This window comes from Vibrio sp. LaRot3, assembly GCF_027587025.1.
Lineage (GTDB): Bacteria > Pseudomonadota > Gammaproteobacteria > Enterobacterales > Vibrionaceae > Vibrio.
In genome coordinates, this window is the sequence record NZ_JAPPTI010000003.1 from 288,124 (window position 1) to 312,118 (window position 23,995).

A 23,995-nucleotide genomic window follows, 5' to 3' on the forward strand; every position below is an offset into this window, starting at 1 on the left:
ATGCAGCATTGGCAGGGGATAAACAAGGTTGTCGTAGTAGGGCTCGGTATTACCGGGCTCTCTGTTGTTAAGCACCTATCTCGTTTACCTCTAGAGCTTGAAGTTAAAGTCATCGATACTCGCGATAACCCACCGGGACGTGAACAGCTACCTGAGCATGTTGAATTGCATGCAGGAAGCTGGCAAATGGACTGGTTGCTCAATGCGGATCTTGTCGTTGCGAACCCGGGTATTGCTTTAGCTACTCCAGAGATTCAGCAAGTGCTTGCAGCGGGTATTCCAGTTGTGGGTGATATTGAGCTGTTTGCATGGCATGTCGATAAGCCAGTGATTGCCATTACTGGCTCAAATGGCAAAAGTACCGTGACGGACCTAACGGGTGTCGTGGCAAAAGCGGCAGGTATTAATGTTGGTGTTGGCGGCAATATTGGTGTGCCGGCTTTAGATTTATTTGAGCAACCCGCGGATCTGTATGTTCTTGAGCTTTCCAGTTTCCAACTTGAAACCACTTCTAGCCTTGCACCTGTTGCTGCGACCTTTCTGAACTTGTCAGAAGACCACATGGATCGCTACCAAGGCATGGCAGACTACCGCCAAGCTAAACTGCGTATTTTTGAACATGCAAAAGTATGTGTGGTGAATGCGGACGATAAAGCCACTTATCCAGATAATGATGCAGCTAACATCGTGACGTTTGCTTTGGAAAACCAAGCCGACGCATCAGTTGTAATTGAAGCAGGCTCTGAGTGGTTAAGTTACCAAGGCCAAGCTATCATGCCAGTGGCAGAGTTGAGTTTAGTTGGCCGCCATAACGTGGCGAATGCCTTAGTCGTGATTGCATTGCTGATTGAAGCCGGGGTAGATGTAAAATCTGGCCTTGATGCGATGAAGTCTTACAGCGGTCTGACACATAGGTGCCAAGTGGTTGCCGATAATCATGGCATCAAGTGGGTCAATGATTCAAAGGCAACGAATGTAGCGAGTACGCTTGCTGCACTGTCTGGTTTATCGCTAGCGGGTAAACTCTATTTACTGGTTGGTGGTAACGGAAAAGGCGCCGATTTTTCAGAATTAGCCCCGGCACTTAACAGTTTAAATGTTCAGTTGTGTTGTTTTGGTGCAGATGGCGATAAATTTGTGGCTTTGCACTCGTCTGCAAAACAGTTCGATACAATGGACGAGATTATGGCTTGGTTAGCGCCACAGCTTGAGCATGGTGATATGGTTATGCTCTCTCCTGCGTGTGCGAGCTTTGACCAATACAGTAACTTTATGGCTAGAGGGGATGCATTTATCCAGCTAGCTCAGAAATACGCACAGTAAAATACGCTCAATAATGTCGCTGCAAGGTACGATTTCAAACGTCAAAACATGGTTTACTCACTCAGCGCCACAAGCCCTCTTTGATAGGCAGTTGGTGTGGATTTCGCTCGGCCTGATGTTGACGGGGCTGGTGATGGTAACCTCAGCGTCATTCCCAATCAGTTCTCGACTGACAGGTCAGCCATTCCACTTTATGTTCCGTCATGCGGTGTTTTTGCTGTTAGCTTTATCTACTGCCGCGGTGATTTTACAGATTCCGCTGAAACGCTGGTCGCAATACAGTATGTGGTTGCTAGGCCTATCCATATTCTTGTTGTTTGTTGTTTTGGTCGCGGGTAAATCGGTAAACGGCGCTTCACGTTGGATTCCTCTTGGTCTGTTTAACTTACAGCCGGCCGAGGTCGCTAAGCTCTCCTTGTTTATTTTTATGTCCGGTTATCTGGTGCGAAAACAAGATGAAGTAAGGGCGACCTTTTTCGGGGGCTTCTTTAAGCCCATCTTAGTGTTTGGTACGTTAGCGGTATTGCTGCTGTTTCAACCAGACTTGGGTACTGTGATTGTAATGTTGGTGACTTTGTTCGGCATGTTGTTTATTGCTGGAGCGAAGTTGTCACAATTTCTCGCGTTGGTTGTGGTCGGTATTGGTGCGGTGATCGGGTTGATCCTCGCTGAGCCATATCGTATTAAGCGTGTGACCTCATTCTTAGACCCATGGGAAAACCCATTCGGTAGTGGCTATCAGCTTACTCAGTCTTTAATGGCATTTGGCCGCGGTGACTGGTTTGGTCAGGGGCTAGGTAACTCCATTCAAAAACTGGCTTATTTACCGGAAGCGCACACTGACTTTGTGTTTGCCGTACTGGCTGAAGAACTCGGGTTTATTGGTGTTGTTCTGGTGTTAATGCTGATTTTTAGCTTGGTGCTGAAAGCGGTATTTATTGGCCGACGCGCGTTTGAAAGTGATGAATTCTTTGGCGGTTATCTCGCTTTTGGCATTGGTATTTGGTTTGCCTTTCAAACCTTGGTAAATGTGGGCGCTGCCGCGGGCATCGTGCCGACAAAAGGTTTAACCCTGCCTCTAATTAGTTATGGTGGTTCGAGTTTAATCGTCATGTCAGTTGCCGTTTCGATTCTATTAAGAATTGATCACGAATGCCGTCTTAAATCTACGCAACAACAAGCTGAAATAGAAAAAGTAGTCGATGAAAAAGAATAAAAGATTAATGGTAATGGCGGGTGGTACTGGTGGACATGTATTCCCCGGTTTAGCCGTTGCGAAACAACTTCAGCAGCAAGGTTGGGAGATTCGTTGGTTAGGTACAGCGGATCGCATGGAAGCCGATTTAGTGCCAAAACATGGTATTGAAATCGACTTTATCAAAGTAAAAGGTCTGCGCGGTCAAGGTATCGCCCGTCTTCTTAAAGCACCTTTTCAAATTCTTAATGCTATCAAGCAAGCTCGTGCTCACATGAAAGCGTGGCAGCCAGACGCTGTGCTTGGTATGGGCGGTTATGTCAGCGGCCCCGGTGGTATCGCGGCGTGGTTATTGGGTATCCCTGTGGTTTTGCATGAGCAAAATGCGGTTGCAGGGTTGACCAACCAGTGGCTATCTAAAATCGCTAAGAAAGTGTTTCAAGCATTTCCGGGGGCTTTCCCAACGGCTCAGGTAGTCGGAAACCCAGTCCGTGAAGATGTGGTCGCTATTGATACGCCGGATGCTCGTTTAGCAACGCGCCAAGGGCCTATTCGAATCTTGGTGATGGGCGGTAGCCAAGGGGCAAGAATTCTTAATCAAACTATGCCAAAGGTGATGGCTCAACTCGGTGAGGGTTATGAAATTCGTCATCAAGCGGGTAAAAATAGCCAACAAGAAGTTGAAAACGCCTATCAAGATCAACATGTTGCACAGGCAGAGACAGTAGAATTCATCGACGATGTAGCTCAAGCCTACCAATGGGCAGACTTATTGGTTTGCCGCTCCGGTGCCTTAACCGTATCGGAAGTCTCAGCCGCTGGTGTTGGGGCAATATTTATCCCATTTATGCACAAAGACAGACAGCAAGCGCTTAATGCTGACCATTTGGTTGAGTGTGGCGCAGCAAAAATGATTGAACAGCCAGAGCTAACAGTCGAAAAGCTAGTAGAGCAGATCCGAACATTGGATCGAGCACAATTACTGGCAATGGCTAATAACGCGAGAAGTGCTGCCAAGTTAGACGCAGATAAAGTAGTCGCAGAAGCGATCGTTGCGCTAACCAAATAACGAGATACACAATGACTATTCAACACACTCAAGATTTAGCACAAATTCGTGCCATGGTGCCTGAGATGCGCCGCGTTAAATGCATTCACTTCATCGGTATTGGTGGTGCAGGCATGAGCGGAATTGCGGAGGTTCTGCTAAACGAAGGCTATCAAATTACTGGCTCTGACATTGCAGAAAATCCTGTGACAGAGCGTTTAACGGAAAAAGGCGCGACGGTCTTTATCGGTCACCAAGCTGAAAACGTAGCTCAAGCGAGCGTGGTTGTGGTATCAACCGCCATCAATGAAGAAAACCCAGAAATCATCGCAGCTCGTGAAGCGCGTATTCCTGTGGTTCGTCGTGCGGAGATGTTGGCTGAGCTAATGCGCTTCCGTCATGGCATTGCAGTGGCGGGTACACACGGAAAAACCACCACAACAGCACTTGTGACGCAAATCTATTCTGAAGCAGGCCTAGATCCAACGTTTGTAAACGGTGGTTTAGTTAAAAGTGCCGGTACTAACGCACGTCTAGGTTCAAGCCGAATTCTCATTGCAGAAGCGGATGAGAGTGACGCTTCGTTCTTACACCTTCAACCTATGGTTAGCATCGTAACGAATATCGAAGCCGATCATATGGACACTTACGGCGGTGATTTCGAAACGCTAAAACAAACCTTTATCGATTTCTTGCACAATTTGCCATTCTACGGCCAAGCGATTTTGTGCATTGATGATCCAGTGGTTCGCGAGTTAATTCCTCGTGTAAGCCGCCAAGTGATTACTTATGGTTTCTCTGAAGATGCTGATGTACGTATTGAGAACTACCGCCAAGAAGGCCAACAAGGTAAGTTTACTGTGGTTCGTCAAGGCCGTGCAGACCTTGAAATTACTCTGAACATTCCAGGTCGTCATAATGCATTGAATGCCTCTGCGGCTATCGCCGTTGCGACGGAAGATGATATTTCTGATGAAGCGATTCTCAGCGCAATGGCAGGAACTCAAGGTACAGGTCGTCGTTTCGATCATCTTGGTGAATTTGAAACCGGCAATGGTAAAGCAATGCTGGTGGATGACTATGGTCATCACCCAACAGAAGTAGATGTTACGATTCAAGCTGCACGAAGTGGTTGGGAAGAAAAACGTTTAGTCATGATCTTCCAGCCGCATCGTTATAGCCGAACTCGTGATCTTTATGATGATTTTGCCAATGTACTTGAGCAAGTCGATGTGCTGATCATGCTTGATGTGTATGCCGCAGGCGAAAAGCCAATTGCAGGGGCAGATGGACGCTCGCTTTGTCGTACCATTCGCAGCCGCGGTAAAATTGATCCGATCTTCGTGCCTGATACACAAAGCTTACCGTCAGTATTGGCGAACGTTTTGCAAGATGGTGACCTCGTTTTAACCCAAGGTGCGGGTGACGTAGGGAAGGTGGCCAAGCAGCTTGCGAGCTTTGAATTGAATATAGAGAAGATGTCAGCGGAATAATCAGTTTTTGAAGATTTAGCGCATTTCTTACGTTTAAAGCATAGTTTTCTTACTTTCAAGGTTTGATACTTTGAATCACCCCAGTATAATCCGAGGGTTAAAGTAAGAGTTTTGGCCTCTATACCAAGAGATAGGGATAAACATTGCGAGCTAATGGCAAGGACAACGGACTTTGATTATAAGTAGCTTTAACGAAGGCCGTTCTTTTTTCGAAATCCCACAAATCAAGAAACACGCTGTTGGCGCTAGTTTTCTTATGGTGGTGATTGTCCTAATTGGTTATGTACTTTACTCTACCGTCTCTTGGATGTGGGATGACCAACGTCTTCCCTTGTCTAAACTGGTGCTACAAGGTGATCTGGAGTATGTCTCTGCACTCGATGTGCAACGAGCATTCTCCCAGTTAGAGTATGTCGGCACATTCATGTCACAAGATGTGGATGTCCTACAAGATAAGATTGAGTCGATCCCTTGGGTTTCCAATGCTGCTATTCGTAAGCAGTGGCCAGATACCATAAAAGTTTTTCTTACCGAGCATCACGCGATAGCAATTTGGAATGGCAATGCCATGCTAAATGAAAGCGGTCATGTATTTAATGGTGATATCGGTAAGTTAAAAGGTGAGCATGTCAAACTGTATGGCCCAGAAGGGACAAGTGAAGAAGTTCTTCAAGTTTGGCGAAAAGTGAGTTCTCAATTTCAATCTTTAGGATTAACGATAACCTCACTAGTGCTGAATGAACGTCGAGCGTGGCAAATTATCCTCGACAATGGTATCCGCTTAGAATTAGGCAAAGAGTCATTAGAAGAACGCATTGAGCGATTCATCTCTCTTTACAATAATTTGGGTAGCGAGGCTCAAAAAGTCAGCTACATTGACCTCAGGTATGATACGGGAGCCGCCGTTGGTTGGTTCCCTGAACAAGAGTTAGAACAAGAGACTACAGATGACTAAGACCGCTGATGACAACATTATTGTTGGTCTTGATATAGGCACTGCAACCGTATCTGCTCTGGTAGGTGAGGTATTGCCTGATGGTCAAATCAATATTATCGGTGCAGGCACTAGCCCGTCTCGAGGCATGGATAAAGGCGGCGTTAACGATTTTGAATCGGTAGTGAAGTCTGTTCAACGTGCCGTTGACCAAGCAGAATTGATGGCTGAATGCCAAATTCGCAATGTATTTATTTCCTTATCGGGTCGCCATATTGCGAGCCGTATAGAAAAAGGCATGGGAACCATTTCGGACGAAGAGGTCTCTCAAGAAGATATGGATCGTGCGATTCATACTGCCAAGTCGATTAAAATTGGTGAAGAACAGCGTATTTTGCATGTGATTCCTCAAGAATTTACGATCGATTACCAAGAGGGCATTAAAAACCCTCTCGGTCTATCAGGTGTTCGCATGGAAGTAAGCGTACACCTAATTTCTTGTCATAGTGATATGGCACGAAACATTATTAAGGCGGTTGAGCGTTGTGGCTTAACGGTCGAACATTTGGTTTATTCTGGCTTAGCAGCAAGCAACGCCGTCATCACAGAAGATGAACGTGAGCTCGGTGTTTGTGTAGTCGATATTGGTGCCGGCACGATGGATGTTTCTATCTGGACTGGTGGTGCACTTCGTCATACAGAAGTATTTGCTTATGCGGGAAATGCCGTAACCAGTGATATTGCTTTTGCATTTGGTACTCCGGTAAACGATGCTGAAGAGATAAAAGTAAAATATGGCTGTGCTCTTAGCGAGCTGGTCAGCAAGGATGACACGGTTAATGTCCCAAGTGTGGGCGGGCGTCCATCAAGAAGTTTACAAAGACAAACTTTGTCTGAAGTGATTGAGCCGCGATATACTGAATTAATGGGTCTTGTTAACCAAACTATCGATACCGTTCAAGAAAAGCTGCGTGAAGAGGGCATCAAGCATCATCTAGCAGCCGGTGTGGTACTAACAGGTGGCGCATCGCAAATTGAAGGTTTGGTAGAGTGTGCGGAGCGTGTATTCCGCAACCAAGTTAGAGTTGGCAAACCTTTAGAGGTAAGCGGCTTAACAGATTACGTAAAAGAGCCGTATCATTCTACGGCAGTTGGTTTACTTCATTACGCAAGAGACAGTCAAATTAATGACGACACTGAGTACAGCGAGCCAAAGCGCCAACCAGTAACGTCGCTATTTAGTCGCTTTCGTAATTGGATACAAAAAGAGTTTTAACCTGAGCAGCAGGAAAAACGGAGATAACACATGTTTGAACCGATGATGGAAATGTCTGACGACGCAGTAATTAAGGTCGTTGGTGTTGGTGGCGGCGGCGGTAATGCCGTTGAGCACATGGTACGCGAATCCATTGAAGGTGTGGAATTCATCAGTATCAATACTGATGCGCAAGCACTGCGTAAGACAAGCGTCAACAGCGTCATCCAAATTGGCGGTGATATGACAAAAGGTCTAGGTGCAGGTGCAAATCCTCAAGTAGGACGTGACGCTGCTCTCGAAGATCGAGATAGAATTAAAGAAGAACTCGCTGGTGCCGATATGGTATTTATCGCAGCGGGTATGGGTGGCGGTACTGGTACTGGTGCTGCCCCTGTAATTGCTGAAGTGGCTAAAGAGCTAGGTATTCTTACTGTAGCTGTTGTAACTAAGCCATTTAGCTTTGAAGGTAAAAAGCGTCTAGCGTTTGCGGAGCAAGGTATTGAAGAGTTATCTAAACACGTTGACTCTCTGATCACTATCCCGAACGAGAAGCTACTGAAAGTACTAGGTCGCGGCATCACTTTGTTAGAAGCCTTTGCAAGTGCGAACGATGTACTTAAGAACGCAGTTCAAGGTATTGCAGAGCTAATCACTCGCCCTGGCATGATCAACGTCGACTTTGCAGACGTACGCACAGTAATGTCGGAGATGGGTCACGCTATGATGGGCAGCGGTGTTGCTAAAGGTGAAGACCGAGCTGAAGAAGCGGCAGAGATGGCTATCTCTAGCCCACTTCTAGAAGACATCGACCTAGCAGGTGCGCGCGGTGTGCTTGTAAACATCACAGCGGGCATGGACATGCGTCTAGATGAATTCGAAACGGTAGGTAACACAGTGAAAGCCTTCGCTTCGGATAACGCAACAGTAGTTATCGGTACTTCTCTAGACCCAGACATGGCTGATGAAATCCGTGTAACAGTAGTTGCAACTGGCATCGGCAATGAGAAGAAACCTGACATTACGCTAGTAGCAGGCGGTAAAGCAAAAGTTGCACCTGTGGCACAACCTCAGTCACAACCGGCAGCACAGCAACCAGCAGCGGTGAAAGTAGAAGAGAAACCGGCACAAACATTGCAAGAGAAACCCCAAGTGGCTTCTCAGCCGGCAACTTCTTCGTCAGCGAGTACAGCAGGCAGTAGCCAAAGTGCGGCGCCAAAAGTAGAAAAAGATGGGTACTTAGATATTCCAGCGTTTCTACGTCGTCAAGCTGACTAATTGCGTCAAAATTTGACATGGTTCTAAAATGTGGTACGATTCGCGGCCGATGAACTCATCGGACCGTGATTTGTAGCACTAATACTGAGGCAAGTAGATGATCAGACAACGTACTCTGAAAGAAATAGTGAAAACGACGGGTGTAGGCTTACACTCTGGTCGTAAAGTAACTTTGACTCTTCGCCCAGCTGCCGCAAATACAGGTGTTATTTATCGTCGTACCGACCTTAATCCACCTGTCGATTTTCCGGCGGATCCTGAATCAGTTCGCGATACAATGCTTTGTACTGCATTGATTAACGACCAAGGCGTGAGAATTTCAACTGTTGAGCACCTTAATGCGGCGCTAGCAGGTATGGGTATCGACAACGTAATCGTTGAAGTCGACGCACCTGAAATTCCAATCATGGATGGCAGTGCAAGCCCATTCGTTTACTTGCTACAACAAGCAGGTATCGAAGAGCAAAACGCAGCGAAACGTTTTATCCGTATTAAGAAACCAGTTCGTTTTGAAGACGAAGATAAATGGGCAGAATTTGTACCATTTAACGGTTTCCGTATGGACTTTGAAATTGACTTCAGTCACCCAGCGATCGAATCAGATGAGCAACGCATGCTGTTTGATTTCTCTTCGCAAGGTTTTGTAAAAGAGATCTCTCGTGCTCGTACCTTTGGCTTCATGCGCGACATCGAGTATCTTCAATCTCAAAACCTATGTTTAGGTGGTAGCTTTGACTGTGCAATCGTACTGGATGATTACCGAATTCTTAACGAAGAAGGCCTTCGTTTTGATAATGAATTCGTAACTCATAAAGTACTCGATGCGATTGGTGACTTGTACATGTGTGGTCACCCAATCATCGGTGAATTCCGAGCATACAAATCTGGCCATGGACTAAATAACCAACTTCTTCGTGCAGTACTTGCTGATCAAGAAGCGTGGGAATGGGTTACTTTCGAAGAAGAAGAGACGTCTCCGGTGGCGTTTGCCGATCCCAGTCTCGTGATGGCTTAAGTATCGAATAGAATCAAAAAAACCAGACTTAACGTCTGGTTTTTTTATGTCTGAATTTTGCTGCTACTGAAAAACTATTCTTTATTCGCCAGTTTCGCTAGGCTTTCCAAACGCGCTTTCACTTTTGGTGATGCACCTGACGCAATCATCTTTAAATAATCCGCTGCCGTCTCTGAAATAGGGTCGCGCTTTTTAGCTTCGGCTTGTCGAGGGTTGGTGTTTACTTTATACAACTCAGGATTGATCTGTACGTCGATAGCAATCAGCCCTGCAAATCCGTTGGATCTTAGTTGGTTGAGAATATTCAATCGATCATAATTGAGCGTCATTTTGATCGCAGCACTGGCGACTTCGAGTACTAATTGACCATCACGAACGTTTGCCGCGCGGCAATGGTTGACCGCTGACTTAGGTAAGATCTCTTTCAAGATCTTATTGATCGTCATGATTTCTTGAGCGTGTTGCTGCAGCTTAGAAAAATGGGATTCGGCGATGATATCGTTGCCCAAAGTGGGGCGATGATCTCTCATAATTGTGCCTAGTATTGAATGCTTAGCCCTATTTTAGTCAATGCCGTTACTAAGTGATAGAGGCAAATACGGATAAACTTACGCCAATCAATGACAAAAAATCACAAGTGCTTCAAACAAATCACTTATAGATTGGTCGTTAGTGATAAAATTCCTTAAACTATTTGCCACTTAAACTAGCTACAGCCTTGAAAATCTAAGTTCTCACCACAATATCTTGGGATAAATGATTTATCTCAGTATTCTTAGTTCAAAACTGATAGAGACTGAAGGCATTAAGAATTGATCGTGCCCGATCGAATGATAGAGAGATTCATACAAAATGATAACTAAGCTACTGACAAAGGTAATTGGCAGTCGCAACGATCGTACTTTGCGTCGCCTTAGAAAAATTGTAAAAGAAATTAATAATTACGAACCAACGTTTGAAGCACTTTCAGATGAAGAACTGAAAGCGAAAACGGTGGAATTCCGTCAGCGCCTAGAGCAGGGTGAAACACTAGACAAACTCCTACCAGAAGCATTTGCAACTGTTCGCGAAGCATCAAAACGTGTGTACGGCATGCGTCATTTCGATGTTCAGCTTATTGGTGGTATGGTTCTAAACGCAGGCCAAATCGCAGAGATGCGTACTGGTGAAGGTAAAACGCTAACAGCAACGTTGCCTGCATATCTAAACGCACTTCCAGGTAAAGGTGTTCACATCGTAACAGTGAACGACTACCTTGCTTCTCGTGATGCGGAAACCAACCGCCCACTATTCGAATTCCTAGGTATGACTGTTGGTGTCAACGTACCAAACATGCCTCCTCAAGCTAAGAAAGAAGCTTACCAAGCAGACATTCTATACGGCACGAACAACGAATTTGGCTTCGATTATCTACGTGACAACATGGCCTTCCGTGAAGAAGACCGCGTTCAACGCGCTCGTTTCTTTGCTGTAGTCGATGAAGTTGACTCAATCTTAATCGATGAAGCGCGTACGCCACTTATTATCTCTGGTCCTGCAGAAGATAGTTCAGAGCTTTATGTTCGTATCAATACGTTGATTCCTCATCTAGAGAAGCAAGAACAAGAAGACTCTGAAGAGTACCGCGGTGACGGTCACTACACAGTTGATGAGAAATCTAAGCAAGTCTACCTAACTGAAACAGGCCAAGAGTTTGTTGAAGAACTGATGGTTAAGAATGGCCTAATGGAAGAGGGTGACACACTTTACTCTCCAACGAACATTAGCCTACTGCACCACGTAAACGCAGCGCTTCGTGCTCACGTTCTGTTTGAAATTAACGTTGATTACATCGTTAATGAAGAAGGTGAAGTTGTCATCGTTGATGAGCATACTGGCCGTACAATGCCGGGTCGTCGTTGGTCTGAAGGTCTTCACCAAGCGGTTGAAGCGAAAGAAGGCGTTAAGATCCAAAACGAAAACCAAACACTGGCATCGATTACTTTCCAGAACTTCTTCCGTCTTTATGAAAAACTGTCTGGCATGACAGGTACAGCAGATACAGAAGCATTCGAATTCCAATCTATTTACGGTCTAGAAACGGTGGTTATCCCAACCAACAAACCTATGATTCGTGATGATATGGCGGACGTTGTCTACCGTACTGAAGCTGAAAAATTTGACGCAATCATTGAAGATATCAAAGAGCGTGTAGCGAAAGGTCAGCCTTCACTGGTAGGTACAGTATCGATTGAAAAATCTGAACTGCTATCAAACGCACTGAAGAAAGCCAAGATTAAGCACAACGTACTTAACGCCAAATTCCACGAAAAAGAAGCGGAAATTGTTGCGGAAGCGGGTACGCCGGGTGCGGTTACTATTGCAACTAACATGGCAGGTCGTGGTACCGATATCGTGTTAGGTGGTAGCTGGCAAGCTCAGGTTGAAAAACTGGATAACCCATCTCAAGCTCAAATCGACCAGATTAAAGCAGAATGGAAAGTGATTCATGACCAAGTACTAGAAGCGGGCGGTCTGCACATTATCGGTACAGAGCGTCACGAATCTCGTCGTATCGATAACCAGCTACGTGGTCGTTCTGGTCGTCAAGGTGATGCAGGTTCTTCTCGTTTCTACCTATCAATGGAAGACTCTCTACTACGTATCTTCACTTCAGATCGCATGGCAAGCATTATCCAAAGTGGTATGGATGAAGGTGAAGCTATCGAATCGAAAATGCTGTCTCGTTCAATTGAAAAAGCGCAACGTAAAGTGGAAGGTCGTAACTTCGATATTCGTAAACAGCTTCTTGAGTACGATGACGTTGCCAATGACCAACGTAAAGTGGTTTACGAATTGCGCGATGAACTGATGGTTGCTGAAGACATCAGTGAAATGATCGAGCAAAACCGTGCAGACGTGATCAACGCATTGGTTGATGAATACATTCCACCACAATCTCTAGAAGAGATGTGGGATGTAGAAGGTCTGCAAGATCGTCTGAAAAACGATTTCGACTTAGATGCGCCAGTGAAGCAATGGCTTGAAGAAGATGACAAGCTGTACGAAGAAGCACTGCGTGAGAAGATCCTTGAAACAGCGGTAGCCGTTTACAAAGAGAAAGAAGAGATCGTAGGCGAACAGGTTCTACGTAACTTCGAGAAATCGGTAATGCTACAAACGCTAGATACGCTTTGGAAAGAGCACCTAGCAGCAATGGATCACCTACGTCAAGGTATCCATCTACGTGGCTACGCTCAGAAGAACCCGAAACAAGAGTACAAACGTGAGTCGTTTGAACTATTCGAAGGTCTACTAGAAGCGCTGAAATCTGATGTGATCATGCTACTTTCACGTGTACGCGTTCAACAGCAAGAAGAAGTTGAACGCATGGAAGCTCAGCGTCGTGCGCAAGCAGAAGAAGCGGCTCGCCGTGCTCAAGCACAACACGCATCAGCAGAAAATCAGTTAGCAGATGGTGAAGAGCAACCACAAGGTCCACAAACGGTAGTACGTGAAGAGCGTAAAGTTGGCCGTAATGAGCCTTGCCCATGTGGTAGTGGTAAGAAGTATAAGCAGTGTCACGGCAAAATCGACTGATGCGTCGTTGTAAAGGCTGATAACTGTGTTGGCAATGCTCATTTACACTAGTAAATTCCGCGTTGCCTCCTTGTTCTCAACCATTACAACTTAGCCTCATAAAGAAAATGAGAATATGAAGAGTCGCTTAAGCGGCTCTTTTTTTAACTATACAAAAGCGATAGGGAAGAGAGAGCGATGAAACGTATTCATATCGTTGCGGCAATTATCTTTAATCAAGATAAGTCAGAGATTTTTATTACTAAGCGACCAGATGACAAACATAAAGGCGGCTTTTGGGAGTTTCCGGGTGGCAAAGTGGAAGCGGATGAAACCATTGAACAAGCAATGACTCGTGAACTTAATGAAGAGATTGGGATTACTGTCACTGAGCAGTCGCTGTTTGAACATTTGGAATATGACTATCCAGACAAATCACTTAAATTTGATTTTATCTCGGTGACGGCATTTGAAGGTAAGCCTTATGGCCGTGAAGGTCAGCAAGGCGAGTGGGTGAAGATTGAGCAGCTTTCTGGTTATCAATTTCCAGAAGCGAACGTGCCAATTCTAGAACGTGTGATCCAACTATTTACGTAAATAATGTTGATCTATGTCTCAAAATGCTAGCCACTACAACGGTTTATTGGTAACTTAGAGGCATAAGATCTTTTTGGCTGAGTGAAGATCATTCACTTACGACAGTAAATAACGGAGAAATCGCGCAATGGTAAGAATTGCAATCGCAGGAGCGGCAGGCCGAATGGGCCGAAACCTAGTCAAAGCGACCTATCTAAATTCTGATTCACAAGTTGGCGCAGGATCTGAGCGACCAGAATCTTCATTGATTGGTGTCGACGTCGGTGAGCTATGTGGAGAAGGCAAGTTTGATGTGTTTTTAAGTGACGACTTAGCCAAGGAAATCGACAACTTTGATGTCATCATCGATTTTACTGCCCCTGCAAGTACGTTAGCTAATCTTGAACTGTGTAAAGCTCACGGCAAAAGCATTGTGATAGGTACGACCGGATTTACTGATCAAGAACGAGCACAAATTGATGAGATAGCCCAGCACGTTCCTGTGGTAATGGCTCCAAACTACTCTGTTGGCGTTAACCTAGTATTTAAGTTGCTAGAGAAGGCAGCGAAAGTGATGGGTGACTATTGCGATATCGAGATTGTTGAAGCGCACCATCGCCATAAAGTGGATGCGCCATCAGGAACAGCAATTGGTATGGGCGAAGCAATTGCAGGTGCAATGGGCAACGAACTAAATGATGTAGCAGTTTACGCTCGTGAGGGCATTACCGGTGAACGTACTAAAGATGAAATCGGCTTTGCGACCATTCGTGCAGGCGACATCGTAGGTGAGCACACCGCAATGTTTGCTGACATTGGTGAACGTGTTGAGATAACCCACAAAGCGACTGATCGAATGACCTTTGCCAATGGTGCTGTTAAAGCCGCCGTGTGGTTAGACAGTAAAGACCCAGGGTTTTATACCATGACCGATGTACTCGGATTAAACGACCTCTAATACATATTTATGCGTCAGCCAAGGCTGGCGCTTTTTGTATCTATCGAATATTGCCTAGATAATAATCCCGTACTTATGCGCAAGTTTAGATGTTTTTTGTTGTTGTTTATGGGGTGTTTTTGTTGTTTTTGTTTTTAGTGCCTTAAAAGTTGTGGTTTTCTCTGGTTGCTGAACGTTTGCTTTTTGTTGTTCAAAAAAATGGCATGAGATGGAAGTCGATATTGGTTGGATTTAATTAAATTAGCCTTAAATCGTACTTTTAAACTTCATAAAGTTGTGTTTTTGGCATCTTTACTGTTCTTTTTTGTCTTACTCTCTATAAATTCAATTTATTTCTCAATGTTTATTGACACTCGTCACAAGCCTCATTAAAATACCGCCAATTTGTCTAAATATACCAAAAACGCTTTTTTATGGCGAAATGGAAGGCAAAGTTGCAAATTAAATTATTATTTATGCATTTTTATTCTGGAGGTTGTCTTGAGTAAATTAGCACTGTTAGTCCTAGAAGATGGGACAGTGTTCCGCGGTGTGTCCATTGGCGCAGATGGTTCATCCGTTGGTGAAGTCGTTTTCAATACCTCGATGACGGGGTACCAAGAAATCCTTACTGATCCTTCCTATTCACAGCAAATCGTTACTCTTACTTATCCTCACATTGGCAATACCGGAACCACTTCCGAAGACGAAGAATCTTCTTCAATTCATGCACAAGGCCTTGTGATTCGCGATCTCCCTCTTATCGCTTCTAACTTCCGTAATGAACAATCCCTTTCTGATTACCTCAAGTCGCAAAACATCGTCGGCATTGCAGACATCGATACTCGTAAACTAACTCGTATTTTGCGTGAGAAAGGCGCACAAAACGGTTGTATCGTTGCTGGCAACAACTTAGACGAAGCGTTAGCTCTGGCTAAAGCAAAAGAATTCCCTGGCTTGAAAGGTATGGATCTTGCGAAAGAAGTTACAACAAAAGAGACGTATCAATGGAAACAAGGTTCGTGGACGCTTGAGGGTGGACTTCCTGAAGCGAAAGCAGACAGCGAATTGCCATATCACGTCGTTGCCTACGACTTCGGTGCAAAACGCAACATCTTGCGAATGCTTGTTGACCGAGGCTGCCGCCTAACCGTTGTTCCTGCTGAAACTTCAGCAGAAGAAGTGCTAGCACTTAACCCTGATGGCGTGTTCCTATCAAACGGCCCTGGTGACCCAGAACCGTGTACTTACGCAATTGAAGCGACCAAAGTATTCCTTGAAAAAGGTCTACCAATCTTTGGTATCTGTCTAGGTCACCAAATTCTGGCTCTAGCATCTGGCGCTCAAACGGTGAAAATGAAGTTTGGTCACCACGGTGCAAACCACCCTGTAAAAGACCTAGACCGCAACGTAGTAATGATTACTTCACAAAACCACGGTTTTGCTGCGGATGAGAAGACGCTACCAGAAAATCTACGTGCAACTCACGTATCACTGTTTGATGGCTCTCTACAAGGTATCCACCGTACAGATAAGCCAGCATTCAGTTTCCAAGGTCACCCAGAAGCAAGCCCAGGTCCACACGACGCGGCACCGCTATTTGACCACTTTATCGAACTAATTAAACAACACAGCGCTTAATTCGGAGTAGTAGATAATGCCAAAACGTACTGACATTCAAAGTATTCTAATTCTTGGTGCTGGTCCGATTGTTATCGGTCAGGCATGTGAGTTTGACTACTCTGGTGCACAAGCATGTAAAGCACTGCGTGAAGAGGGTTACCGAGTTATCCTAGTGAACTCAAACCCTGCGACTATTATGACTGACCCAGACATGGCTGATGCAACTTACATCGAGCCAATCCAGTGGGAAGTTGTTCGTAAGATCATTGAAAAAGAGCGCCCAGATGCGGTACTACCGACAATGGGTGGCCAAACAGCGCTTAACTGTGCACTTGATCTAGAGAAGCACGGCGTACTTGAAGAGTTCGGCGTTGAGATGATTGGTGCGACAGCAGACGCTATCGATAAAGCAGAAGACCGTTCTCGCTTCGATAAAGCGATGAAGTCTATCGGCCTTGAGTGTCCACGTGCAGACACTGCGAAGACAATGGAAGAGGCTTACAAAGTTCTCGATATGGTTGGCTTCCCATGTATCATTCGCCCTTCATTTACTATGGGTGGTACCGGTGGTGGTATCGCTTATAACAAAGAAGAGTTTGAAGAGATTTGTCGCCGCGGTCTAGACCTTTCGCCTACCAACGAACTTCTTATCGATGAATCACTTATCGGTTGGAAAGAGTACGAGATGGAAGTGGTTCGCGACAAAGCGGACAACTGTATCATCGTATGTGCGATTGAAAACTTTGACCCAATGGGTATCCACACCGGTGACTCAATCACAGTTGCACCTGCTCAAACGCTAACAGACAAAGAATACCAGCTGATGCGTAATGCTTCGCTAGCGGTACTGCGTGAAATCGGTGTTGAAACAGGTGGTTCAAACGTACAGTTTGGTATCAATCCGAAAGATGGCCGTATGGTTATCATCGAGATGAACCCGCGTGTATCTCGCTCTTCTGCTCTAGCCTCTAAAGCAACAGGTTTCCCAATCGCGAAGATTGCAGCGAAACTGGCAGTTGGCTTCACTCTAGATGAGCTACAAAATGACATTACAGGCGGTGCGACTCCAGCATCGTTCGAACCAACCATCGACTACGTAGTAACTAAGATTCCTCGTTTTAACTTCGAGAAGTTTGCTGGCGCTAACGACCGTCTAACCACACAGATGAAGTCAGTTGGTGAGGTTATGGCGATTGGTCGTAACCAACAAGAATCTCTACAAAAAGCACTTCGCGGCCTAGAAGTTGGTGTGAATGGCTTTGATGAGATGGTTGACCTAGATGCACCAGATGCTCTAACTAAGATTCGTCATGAGCTTAAAGAAGCTGGCGCAGAGCGTATTTGGTACATCGCAGACGCATTCCGTGCGGGTATGTCAGTCGATGGCGTATTTAACCTAACGCAAATCGACCGTTGGTTCCTAGTTCAAATTGAAGAGCTAGTTAACCTAGAAAACGAAGTAAAAGCGGGCGGTTTCGCTGGCCTTTCACAAGATGTTCTACGCAAGATGAAGCGTAAAGGTTTCTCTGATGCTCGCCTATCAACAATCCTAGGTGTGTCTGAAAGCGAAATCCGTCGTCTACGTGACCAGTACGACATTCACCCTGTTTACAAGCGTGTTGATACGTGTGCGGCTGAGTTCTCTTCTGATACGGCTTACATGTACTCATCTTACGATGAAGAGTGTGAAGCGCAGCCAACAGACAAAGACAAGATCATGGTTCTTGGCGGCGGTCCAAACCGTATCGGCCAAGGTATCGAATTTGACTACTGTTGTGTACACGCTTCACTAGCACTGCGTGAAGATGGCTTTGAAACTATCATGGTTAACTGTAACCCTGAGACTGTTTCTACTGACTACGACACATCAGACCGTCTGTACTTTGAACCAGTAACTCTGGAAGACGTACTTTCAATCGTACGCGTTGAGAAGCCAAAAGGCGTTATCGTTCAGTATGGTGGTCAAACACCACTTAAACTGGCTCGCGCACTTGAAGCTGCTGGCGTGCCTATCATCGGTACTAGCCCAGATGCAATTGACCGTGCAGAAGACCGTGAGCGTTTCCAAGTAGCTGTTGACCGTCTAGGTCTTCTACAGCCTGAAAACGCGACAGTAACGACTCTTGAGCAAGCGGTTGAGAAATCTCGTGAAATCGGCTTCCCACTGGTTGTTCGCCCATCTTATGTATTGGGTGGTCGTGCGATGGAAATCGTATACGACGAGCAAGATTTACGTCGCTACTTCAACGAAGCAGTCAGCGTATCGAACGAGTCTCCAGTACTTCTAGATAGCTTCCTAGATGACGCTGTTGAAGTGGACATCGATGCAATCTGCGACGGTGAGCGAGTAGTCATCGGTGGTATCATGGAGCACATCGAGCAAGCGGGTGTTCACTCAGGTGACTCAGCATGTTCTCTACCTGCTTACACGCTAAGCCAAGAAATCCAAGATGTGATGCGTGAGCAAGTTGAGAAGCTAGCATTCGAACTGGGTGTTCGTGGTCTTATGAATACGCAGTTCGCGGTTAAAGACAACAAGGTTTACCTAATTGAAGTTAACCCACGTGCTGCACGTACGGTGCCATTCGTATCAAAAGCAACAGGCGCACCACTAGCGAAAATTGCTGCGCGTGTAATGGCAGGTCAATCTCTAGAGTCACAAGGCTTCACTAAAGAGATTATTCCTCCTTACTACTCAGTGAAAGAAGTGGTTCTACCGTTCAACAAGTTCCCAGGTGTTGACCCACTGTTAGGCCCAGAAATGCGCTCAACAGGTGAGGTTATGGGTGTTGGTGCAACATTCGCTGAAGCTTACGCGAAAGCAGAACTAGGTTGTGGCAAGGTTTACCCAGAAGGTGGCCGAGCGCTACTGTCTGTACGTGAAGGTGATAAACAGCGTGTTGTTGACCTTGCGTCTAAGCTCACTAAGCTTGGTTACCAGCTAGATGCGACGCACGGTACAGCAGTTATTCTAGGTGAAGCGGGCATCAACCCTCGTCTAGTGAACAAGGTACACGAAGGTCGTCCACACATTCTTGACCGCATCAAGAACAACGAATACACCTACATCGTGAATACGGCTGCTGGCCGCCAAGCGATTGAGGATTCGAAAGTTCTGCGTCGCGGCGCACTGGCAGAGAAAGTGAACTACACCACAACGCTAAACGCAGCGTTCGCAACTTGTATGTCTCACACTGCTGATGCATGTGCATCGGTCACTTCAGTGCAAGAGTTGCACGCGAAAGTGAAGCAAAACGAAGCATAAGCTAAGCGTTTTATCAAAAATCAAAGCCCGCTCAGATGAGCGGGCTTTTTGTTGCGCGTTACTAATTGGTGTGTTGTCTAAAAGCATTAATATTTCAATCATCTGTAGCACGCTTTCGTGGCATACTGAAGCCATAATAGACAAAGAGATAACACATGGAAGTCACGTTAGAATTACTGCTGATGCTCTTTTTTGTCGCAACGGCGGCCGGCTTTATTGACGCAATGGCTGGTGGTGGTGGGTTGTTGACCTTACCTGCATTGCTCGCTTCAGGAATGAGCCCTACGCAAGCGTTGGCGACGAATAAGCTGCAAAGCTCATTTGGCAGTTTTTCTGCCAGTTGGTACTTTGTTCGTAATGGTATCGTCAGCTTAAAAGAGATGCGTTTGGCGATTGTGTGTACCTTTATTGGCTCAGCTATTGGCGCAGAAGCGGTTCAGTATATTGATGCCAGTGTGCTCACGAGTTTGATCCCGCTGCTATTAATCGCGATTTCAGGGTATTTTCTACTTGCGCCATCGACCCAATCTCGGCAAGGAGTAGCTAAGTTGTCTCAAGGTGCTTTTGCTTTGTGTGTCGGTGGTGGTGTCGGTTTTTACGATGGTTTCTTTGGCCCCGGTACCGGTTCGATTTTTACCGTTTGCTTTGTGGCAATAGGTCAGTTTTCGCTGGTCGATGCAACGGCTAGAACGAAGATCTTAAATTTTACTTCAAATATCTCCGCACTTATTTTCTTTATTTTTGCAGGCTTACCGGTCTGGGAGGTTGGTTTAGTCATGGCGGTTGGTGGCTTTATTGGTGCGCAGCTAGGCGCGAAAGTGGTGGTCACCAAGGGACAGAAATGGATTAAGCCTCTCGTTATCGTGATGTCTATGTTGATGGCAAGTAAACTACTTTGGGAACAGCACCAAGCGTCGATAATGATTTGGTTAAGTTAGAGCGATAAGTGTTGGGGTTGAAAAAGCGGAACCTAAGTTCCGCTTTTTTAGTTCATCAAGTGGAGGCAATTAGTTGAGTTTATCCCACGCCATTGACCAATGGGAGCCAACTCCAGGCTCAAACTGATTAGCACTTTCGCTCCATTGCACACAGTAGCCTGAGTAAGGGAAAGCTTTACATTGGTATACTGAACCATCTGTGGCGAGTACCTTAGTGCCTTCGCTATAGCTGTCTAGACCATCAGGGAAAACAAAATCGTAATCATCTGATGGAGGCGGAGTCTGCTGTTTAACTAAGTGAAAATCGTAGCTTTGCTGATCGATCAAGTTACCTGACTTGTCTTTAATTCGGCTTACCAGCATATGGTGGCCTTGCTCTGATTTACTTAGCGTTAGGCTTAACGGCAAGTATTGACCATCTAGCAGTTCCCCCGACCAACTTGCTAGAGGCTCTCGGCCGTGGTTGTACACGGTAAGTTCTGCTTGTTGATCACCAGCGGCGGCTAACGTTAAAGAGAGCTCGGTAGGTTGGTCACTAATGATATATTCCGCTTGTAGGCCATCTACGGTCAATGAATAGTCCGGAGCTGGAATATCGATGTTATAACCTATCTCAATACGCTTTAGACTGCTGTCAGCTTTTACGTGTAGAGGGTTAGTACCGTATACAGGTGTAAATTGACCATCGCTGAACTGACCCGCTTGAATAAGAGTTTGTTGCTGGTTGATTTTACTCGCCAGAGCATGAGACCAGTTTTGAGCTTGAGTCAGTTCCGTTGAATCGATCGTCAGTTCAGTGCGGTAGCTGAGGTTTTCACCTGATTGATCGAATACACGAGTGTAAACGGTATCACCAATGTTTAAATCCATGGTTGGTGATATTTGACCGACTTGATTCCAGTCTGGCAGAACCGGGCCTTGGCCATCAAACTGAACATCTATGACGTTGTAGAAAGAGGCCGCAGTATCACCCACATCCCAAACCGCCAGAATCACTTGGTAACCTTCACGCTCAGGCACCTGACATTGGTGGCTAACTCGTTTTGGTGGTTGAACCATATTGCTATCAACTACACAGAAAGGGGTTAAATCGAACGAGTTGCGGCTAAGCAGGGTATTTGGGTTCCAATCTGCTTTGGTAATGTAGTATTTCCAATCTTTGGTCACGTGATTAGCGGTAAACGTCCATTCGAAAGTTTGGCTGCCAGATTGTATTGGTCGCTTGACCCAACGATCAGAGGTTTGTTCATCTAATGCAGCAGCAAGTGCGGTTTGAGCACTGGCGATTTTGCCATCAACAGGGCCTGTTTCTGGGAAACCATCTGGGCCTTCTACGCTTTGTGGCTCATATTGTATTGCGCCACAGTTACGGTTCTTTTCATTGGTATCAGAGGTTGGGAATTTACATAGTGCAGCGCGCCCTGCGGCGATACCATCCTGATATTCAGACACATAGCCATGTGCCATTACACCGCTACTGATAGAAGCGAGTGTAAGAGCCAAAAGCGTTTTGCTTGGTTGAGTTCTCATCACGTATTCCTTTTATTGCCCGGTTTTTCCGGTACGAGACTGACAAAATTATTGCCACACCTCGGCAGGTATCATTTCATTCGATAAGTTGAATGGCAGCTCCGCTATCATGGATGCTAAGTACATCGTTAGATCGGTGGCTTTGCGTCCCATTTTTTCAAATGGTTTGCCGAAAGTGTGATTGAGCAGGCGGAATTTAGCTTAGTTTGCAGTTAAGCAGATATGAGTTTGATTGAGATGTGGAATAAAACTCTCAGTCTGACATTGGCTTAACAAATGATTGTTACGAGTTATAACTCTAGTTATGTATTTGCTGGGTAAATAATAGAATTTGCTAATACCTTGAGGTGACAAGCAATAAAAAAGCAGGCACATGGCCTGCTTTTTAGAAAGAGTAATTTGCTGCCCAAGGGCAAGGAAATTATAGAGACTCTGTAAAAGTACGAGCGATAACGTCGCGTTGTTGCTCTGGAGTTAGAGAGTTGAAACGTACAGCGTAACCAGATACACGGATAGTTAGCTGAGGGTAGTTCTCTGGGTGTGCAACTGCGTCTTCTAGAGTTTCACGTTTTAGAACGTTCACGTTTAGGTGTTGACCACCTTCAATGCGAGGTGCTGTTTCGATTGCTACTTCACGGCTTTCGTACTCACCTAGTTCGTTGATTGCAACAACTTGGTCTGCTTCGTAACCAGAAGTCGCAGCAACACAACGTGCTTCGTTCTTCTCGCCGTCTAGAAGCCAGATTGAGTTAAGTAGATCGTCGTTAGCTGCTTTAGTAATCTGAATACCTTGGATCATCACTATCTCCTAAGCCACATTTTCTGTGGTGTTATTGGTGTTAATTTTCAATATTTTGTTGAGCTGAGTATTATATAGCTAATATCCATGATTATAATATTGATTTAAGTCAAAAAACAACCAAAAACCTCATTTTTGTGATGGGGATTTTGTTGAGTTAAATCAATAAAACCTTTTAAAACATGGTGATTACAATTTATTTTAATATATAAAAAATAGTTAAATGTGTTGTTTTGTTGTAATTTTACTACAAAATGATGTTTTTATAGCCATCTTGAAGAGCTAAATGCTTGTAATATGGTAGCAATACTGAAAGAACAAAGTGATTAAAGAACAATGAAAAAAAATGTCGGAAATAAGTATATTGGCGCTCATGTTTCAGCTGCTGGTGGTGTTGATCAAGCGCCGATGAGAGCGAGGGAAATTGGCGCCAATGCTTTTGCGTTGTTTACAAAAAATCAGCGACAGTGGGTAGCAAAGCCATTAGAAGAGAAAACCATCAGTGCGTTTAAAGCCAACTGTAAGATGCTTGGTTTCAGTGCAGACCATATTTTACCTCATGACTCGTACCTGATTAACTTAGGTGCACCTGAACAAGAGAAGTTAGAGAAATCGCGAGCTGCATTTATCGACGAGATGGAGCGTTGTAACCAATTGGGTTTGACGCTGCTTAATTTTCACCCCGGCAGCCATCTTAAAAAGATTACTGAGCAAGAGTGCTTAGCAAAAATCGCAGAATCAATTAATTTAGCGCATCAAGCAGTGCCGAATGTGATTGCCGTGATCGAAAATACAGCAGGGCAAGGGACAAACCTTGGTTGGCGCTTTGAGCATATTGCCGAGATCATTGAGCATGTAGAAGACAAATCTCGGGTAGGCGTGTGTATTGATACTTGCCACACCTTTGTCGCCGGTTATGACTTACGAACATTTGAAGCATGTGAAGAAACCTTTGCCGAGTTTGATCGCGTCGTTGGTATGAAATACCTCAAAGCGATGCACATCAATGACTCGAAAATTGAGCTTGGTGGTAAAGTCGACCGTCACCATGCATTGGGTAAAGGAGAGATTGGTTGGGGGTGTTTTGAATACATCGCTCAAGATGCGCGCTTTGATGGTATCCCTCTTATATTAGAGACGATCGAACCTGAGTTATGGCCGCAAGAGATCGAGTTCATTCGTAACGCTCATATTCAATCACTAGAAAACTAACTTGCCTATATATAGA

General features: G+C 45.2%; 18 protein-coding genes and 1 riboswitch. Of the genes, 15 read left to right on the forward strand and 3 right to left on the reverse strand.

All coding sequences use genetic code 11. From position 1 onward, the window contains the following. The 8 genes from murD to lpxC all read left to right on the forward strand — a co-directional run bounded on the left by murD (nucleotide 1) and on the right by lpxC (nucleotide 9,541). Nucleotides 1–1,323 carry a UDP-N-acetylmuramoyl-L-alanine--D-glutamate ligase gene (murD, locus tag OH461_RS10205; RefSeq protein ID WP_270020570.1) on the forward strand — a complete coding sequence of 441 codons (1,323 nt, stop codon included), beginning with the start codon at nucleotides 1–3 and terminating at the stop codon, nucleotides 1,321–1,323. A gap of 13 nt (nucleotides 1,324–1,336) precedes the next feature. Continuing rightward, nucleotides 1,337–2,539 carry a cell division protein FtsW gene (gene ftsW, locus OH461_RS10210; protein ID WP_270020506.1) on the forward strand — a complete coding sequence of 401 codons (1,203 nt, stop codon included), beginning with the start codon at nucleotides 1,337–1,339 and terminating at the stop codon, nucleotides 2,537–2,539. Next, the gene (gene murG, locus OH461_RS10215) at nucleotides 2,526–3,587 is read left to right on the forward strand and encodes an undecaprenyldiphospho-muramoylpentapeptide beta-N-acetylglucosaminyltransferase (RefSeq protein ID WP_270020507.1); all 1,062 of its coding nucleotides are present in this window, start codon (nucleotides 2,526–2,528) and stop codon (nucleotides 3,585–3,587) included. Before ftsW ends, murG begins: the two co-directional genes overlap by 14 nt. 11 nt (nucleotides 3,588–3,598) lie before the next feature. Next, nucleotides 3,599–5,059 carry a UDP-N-acetylmuramate--L-alanine ligase gene (gene murC / locus OH461_RS10220; RefSeq protein ID WP_270020508.1) on the forward strand — a complete coding sequence of 487 codons (1,461 nt, stop codon included), beginning with the start codon at nucleotides 3,599–3,601 and terminating at the stop codon, nucleotides 5,057–5,059. Between the two features lie 172 nt (nucleotides 5,060–5,231). Further along, nucleotides 5,232–6,014, forward strand: a complete 783-nt coding sequence (locus OH461_RS10225) for a cell division protein FtsQ/DivIB (protein ID WP_270020509.1) — start codon at nucleotides 5,232–5,234, stop codon at nucleotides 6,012–6,014. Further along, nucleotides 6,007–7,269, forward strand: coding sequence for a cell division protein FtsA (gene ftsA, locus OH461_RS10230; RefSeq protein WP_270020510.1), 1,263 nt, complete (start codon nucleotides 6,007–6,009; stop codon nucleotides 7,267–7,269). Before OH461_RS10225 ends, ftsA begins: the two co-directional genes overlap by 8 nt. 30 nt (nucleotides 7,270–7,299) lie before the next feature. Continuing rightward, nucleotides 7,300–8,526, forward strand: coding sequence for a cell division protein FtsZ (gene ftsZ, locus OH461_RS10235; RefSeq protein WP_270020511.1), 1,227 nt, complete (start codon nucleotides 7,300–7,302; stop codon nucleotides 8,524–8,526). A gap of 97 nt (nucleotides 8,527–8,623) precedes the next feature. Continuing rightward, nucleotides 8,624–9,541: a UDP-3-O-acyl-N-acetylglucosamine deacetylase gene (gene lpxC / locus OH461_RS10240; RefSeq protein WP_270020512.1), complete on the forward strand. Its 918-nt coding sequence runs from the start codon at nucleotides 8,624–8,626 to the stop codon at nucleotides 9,539–9,541. A 74-nt stretch (nucleotides 9,542–9,615) separates the two neighbouring features. Here lpxC and OH461_RS10245 read toward each other — a convergent pair whose 3' ends face one another. Beyond that, the gene (locus tag OH461_RS10245) at nucleotides 9,616–10,071 is read right to left on the reverse strand and encodes a DUF721 domain-containing protein (protein WP_270020513.1); all 456 of its coding nucleotides are present in this window, start codon (nucleotides 10,069–10,071) and stop codon (nucleotides 9,616–9,618) included. 322 nt (nucleotides 10,072–10,393) lie between these two features. Between OH461_RS10245 and secA the strand changes: the two genes are divergently transcribed. The 6 genes from secA (at nucleotide 10,394) to OH461_RS10275 (ending at nucleotide 20,438) form a co-directional block, all read left to right on the forward strand. Then, nucleotides 10,394–13,120, forward strand: coding sequence for a preprotein translocase subunit SecA (secA, locus tag OH461_RS10250; protein WP_270020514.1), 2,727 nt, complete (start codon nucleotides 10,394–10,396; stop codon nucleotides 13,118–13,120). A 177-nt stretch (nucleotides 13,121–13,297) separates the two neighbouring features. Next, complete coding sequence (mutT, locus tag OH461_RS10255) at nucleotides 13,298–13,696, forward strand: 8-oxo-dGTP diphosphatase MutT (RefSeq protein ID WP_270020515.1); 399 nt, start codon at nucleotides 13,298–13,300, stop codon at nucleotides 13,694–13,696. 127 nt (nucleotides 13,697–13,823) lie between these two features. Continuing rightward, on the forward strand, nucleotides 13,824–14,633 hold the full coding sequence (dapB, locus tag OH461_RS10260; protein ID WP_270020516.1) for a 4-hydroxy-tetrahydrodipicolinate reductase: 810 nt from the start codon (nucleotides 13,824–13,826) through the stop codon (nucleotides 14,631–14,633). Nucleotides 14,634–15,113: 480 nt separating this feature from the next. Further along, entirely contained in the window at nucleotides 15,114–16,253 is a 1,140-nt protein-coding gene (carA, locus tag OH461_RS10265) for a glutamine-hydrolyzing carbamoyl-phosphate synthase small subunit (RefSeq protein ID WP_270020517.1), read from the forward strand. Nucleotides 16,254–16,269: 16 nt separating this feature from the next. Further along, nucleotides 16,270–19,500, forward strand: coding sequence for a carbamoyl-phosphate synthase large subunit (gene carB, locus OH461_RS10270; protein ID WP_270020518.1), 3,231 nt, complete (start codon nucleotides 16,270–16,272; stop codon nucleotides 19,498–19,500). Between the two features lie 155 nt (nucleotides 19,501–19,655). Next, nucleotides 19,656–20,438 (forward strand): TSUP family transporter, encoded by a 783-nt coding sequence (locus OH461_RS10275; RefSeq protein ID WP_270020519.1) that lies wholly within the window; start codon nucleotides 19,656–19,658, stop codon nucleotides 20,436–20,438. A gap of 69 nt (nucleotides 20,439–20,507) precedes the next feature. Here the strand turns inward: OH461_RS10275 and gbpA are convergent, their stop codons facing one another. Then, a complete protein-coding gene (gene gbpA, locus OH461_RS10280) occupies nucleotides 20,508–21,968 on the reverse strand; it encodes an N-acetylglucosamine-binding protein GbpA (RefSeq protein WP_270020520.1) in 1,461 nt (486 codons plus the stop codon). A gap of 91 nt (nucleotides 21,969–22,059) precedes the next feature. Then, a riboswitch (cyclic di-GMP riboswitch) is annotated at nucleotides 22,060–22,149 on the reverse strand. Nucleotides 22,150–22,389: 240 nt separating this feature from the next. Further along, nucleotides 22,390–22,767: an autonomous glycyl radical cofactor GrcA gene (grcA, locus tag OH461_RS10285; RefSeq protein WP_270020521.1), complete on the reverse strand. Its 378-nt coding sequence runs from the start codon at nucleotides 22,765–22,767 to the stop codon at nucleotides 22,390–22,392. Between the two features lie 336 nt (nucleotides 22,768–23,103). Here grcA and nfo point away from each other — a divergent pair, with 336 nt between their 5' ends. Beyond that, nucleotides 23,104–23,979, forward strand: coding sequence for a deoxyribonuclease IV (gene nfo / locus OH461_RS10290; RefSeq protein WP_270020522.1), 876 nt, complete (start codon nucleotides 23,104–23,106; stop codon nucleotides 23,977–23,979). Nucleotides 23,980–23,995: the final 16 nt, after the last annotated feature.

Excerpts from the sequence above, each read along its gene's own strand:
- ftsZ (WP_270020511.1), top strand. The coding sequence starts at position 7,300 with ATGTTTGAACCGATGATGGAAATGTCTGACGACGCAGTAATTAAGGTC.
- ftsW (WP_270020506.1), top strand. The coding sequence starts at position 1,337 with ATGTCGCTGCAAGGTACGATTTCAAACGTCAAAACATGGTTTACTCAC.
- nfo (WP_270020522.1), top strand. The coding sequence starts at position 23,104 with ATGAAAAAAAATGTCGGAAATAAGTATATTGGCGCTCATGTTTCAGCT.
- gbpA (WP_270020520.1), bottom strand. The coding sequence starts at position 21,968 with ATGAGAACTCAACCAAGCAAAACGCTTTTGGCTCTTACACTCGCTTCT.
- grcA (WP_270020521.1), bottom strand. The coding sequence starts at position 22,767 with ATGATCCAAGGTATTCAGATTACTAAAGCAGCTAACGACGATCTACTT.
- ftsA (WP_270020510.1), top strand. The coding sequence starts at position 6,007 with ATGACTAAGACCGCTGATGACAACATTATTGTTGGTCTTGATATAGGC.
- secA (WP_270020514.1), top strand. The coding sequence starts at position 10,394 with ATGATAACTAAGCTACTGACAAAGGTAATTGGCAGTCGCAACGATCGT.
- dapB (WP_270020516.1), top strand. The coding sequence starts at position 13,824 with ATGGTAAGAATTGCAATCGCAGGAGCGGCAGGCCGAATGGGCCGAAAC.
- OH461_RS10245 (WP_270020513.1), bottom strand. The coding sequence starts at position 10,071 with ATGAGAGATCATCGCCCCACTTTGGGCAACGATATCATCGCCGAATCC.
- murC (WP_270020508.1), top strand. The coding sequence starts at position 3,599 with ATGACTATTCAACACACTCAAGATTTAGCACAAATTCGTGCCATGGTG.
- carB (WP_270020518.1), top strand. The coding sequence starts at position 16,270 with ATGCCAAAACGTACTGACATTCAAAGTATTCTAATTCTTGGTGCTGGT.
- murD (WP_270020570.1), top strand. The coding sequence starts at position 1 with ATGCAGCATTGGCAGGGGATAAACAAGGTTGTCGTAGTAGGGCTCGGT.
- lpxC (WP_270020512.1), top strand. The coding sequence starts at position 8,624 with ATGATCAGACAACGTACTCTGAAAGAAATAGTGAAAACGACGGGTGTA.
- murG (WP_270020507.1), top strand. The coding sequence starts at position 2,526 with ATGAAAAAGAATAAAAGATTAATGGTAATGGCGGGTGGTACTGGTGGA.
- OH461_RS10275 (WP_270020519.1), top strand. The coding sequence starts at position 19,656 with ATGGAAGTCACGTTAGAATTACTGCTGATGCTCTTTTTTGTCGCAACG.
- mutT (WP_270020515.1), top strand. The coding sequence starts at position 13,298 with ATGAAACGTATTCATATCGTTGCGGCAATTATCTTTAATCAAGATAAG.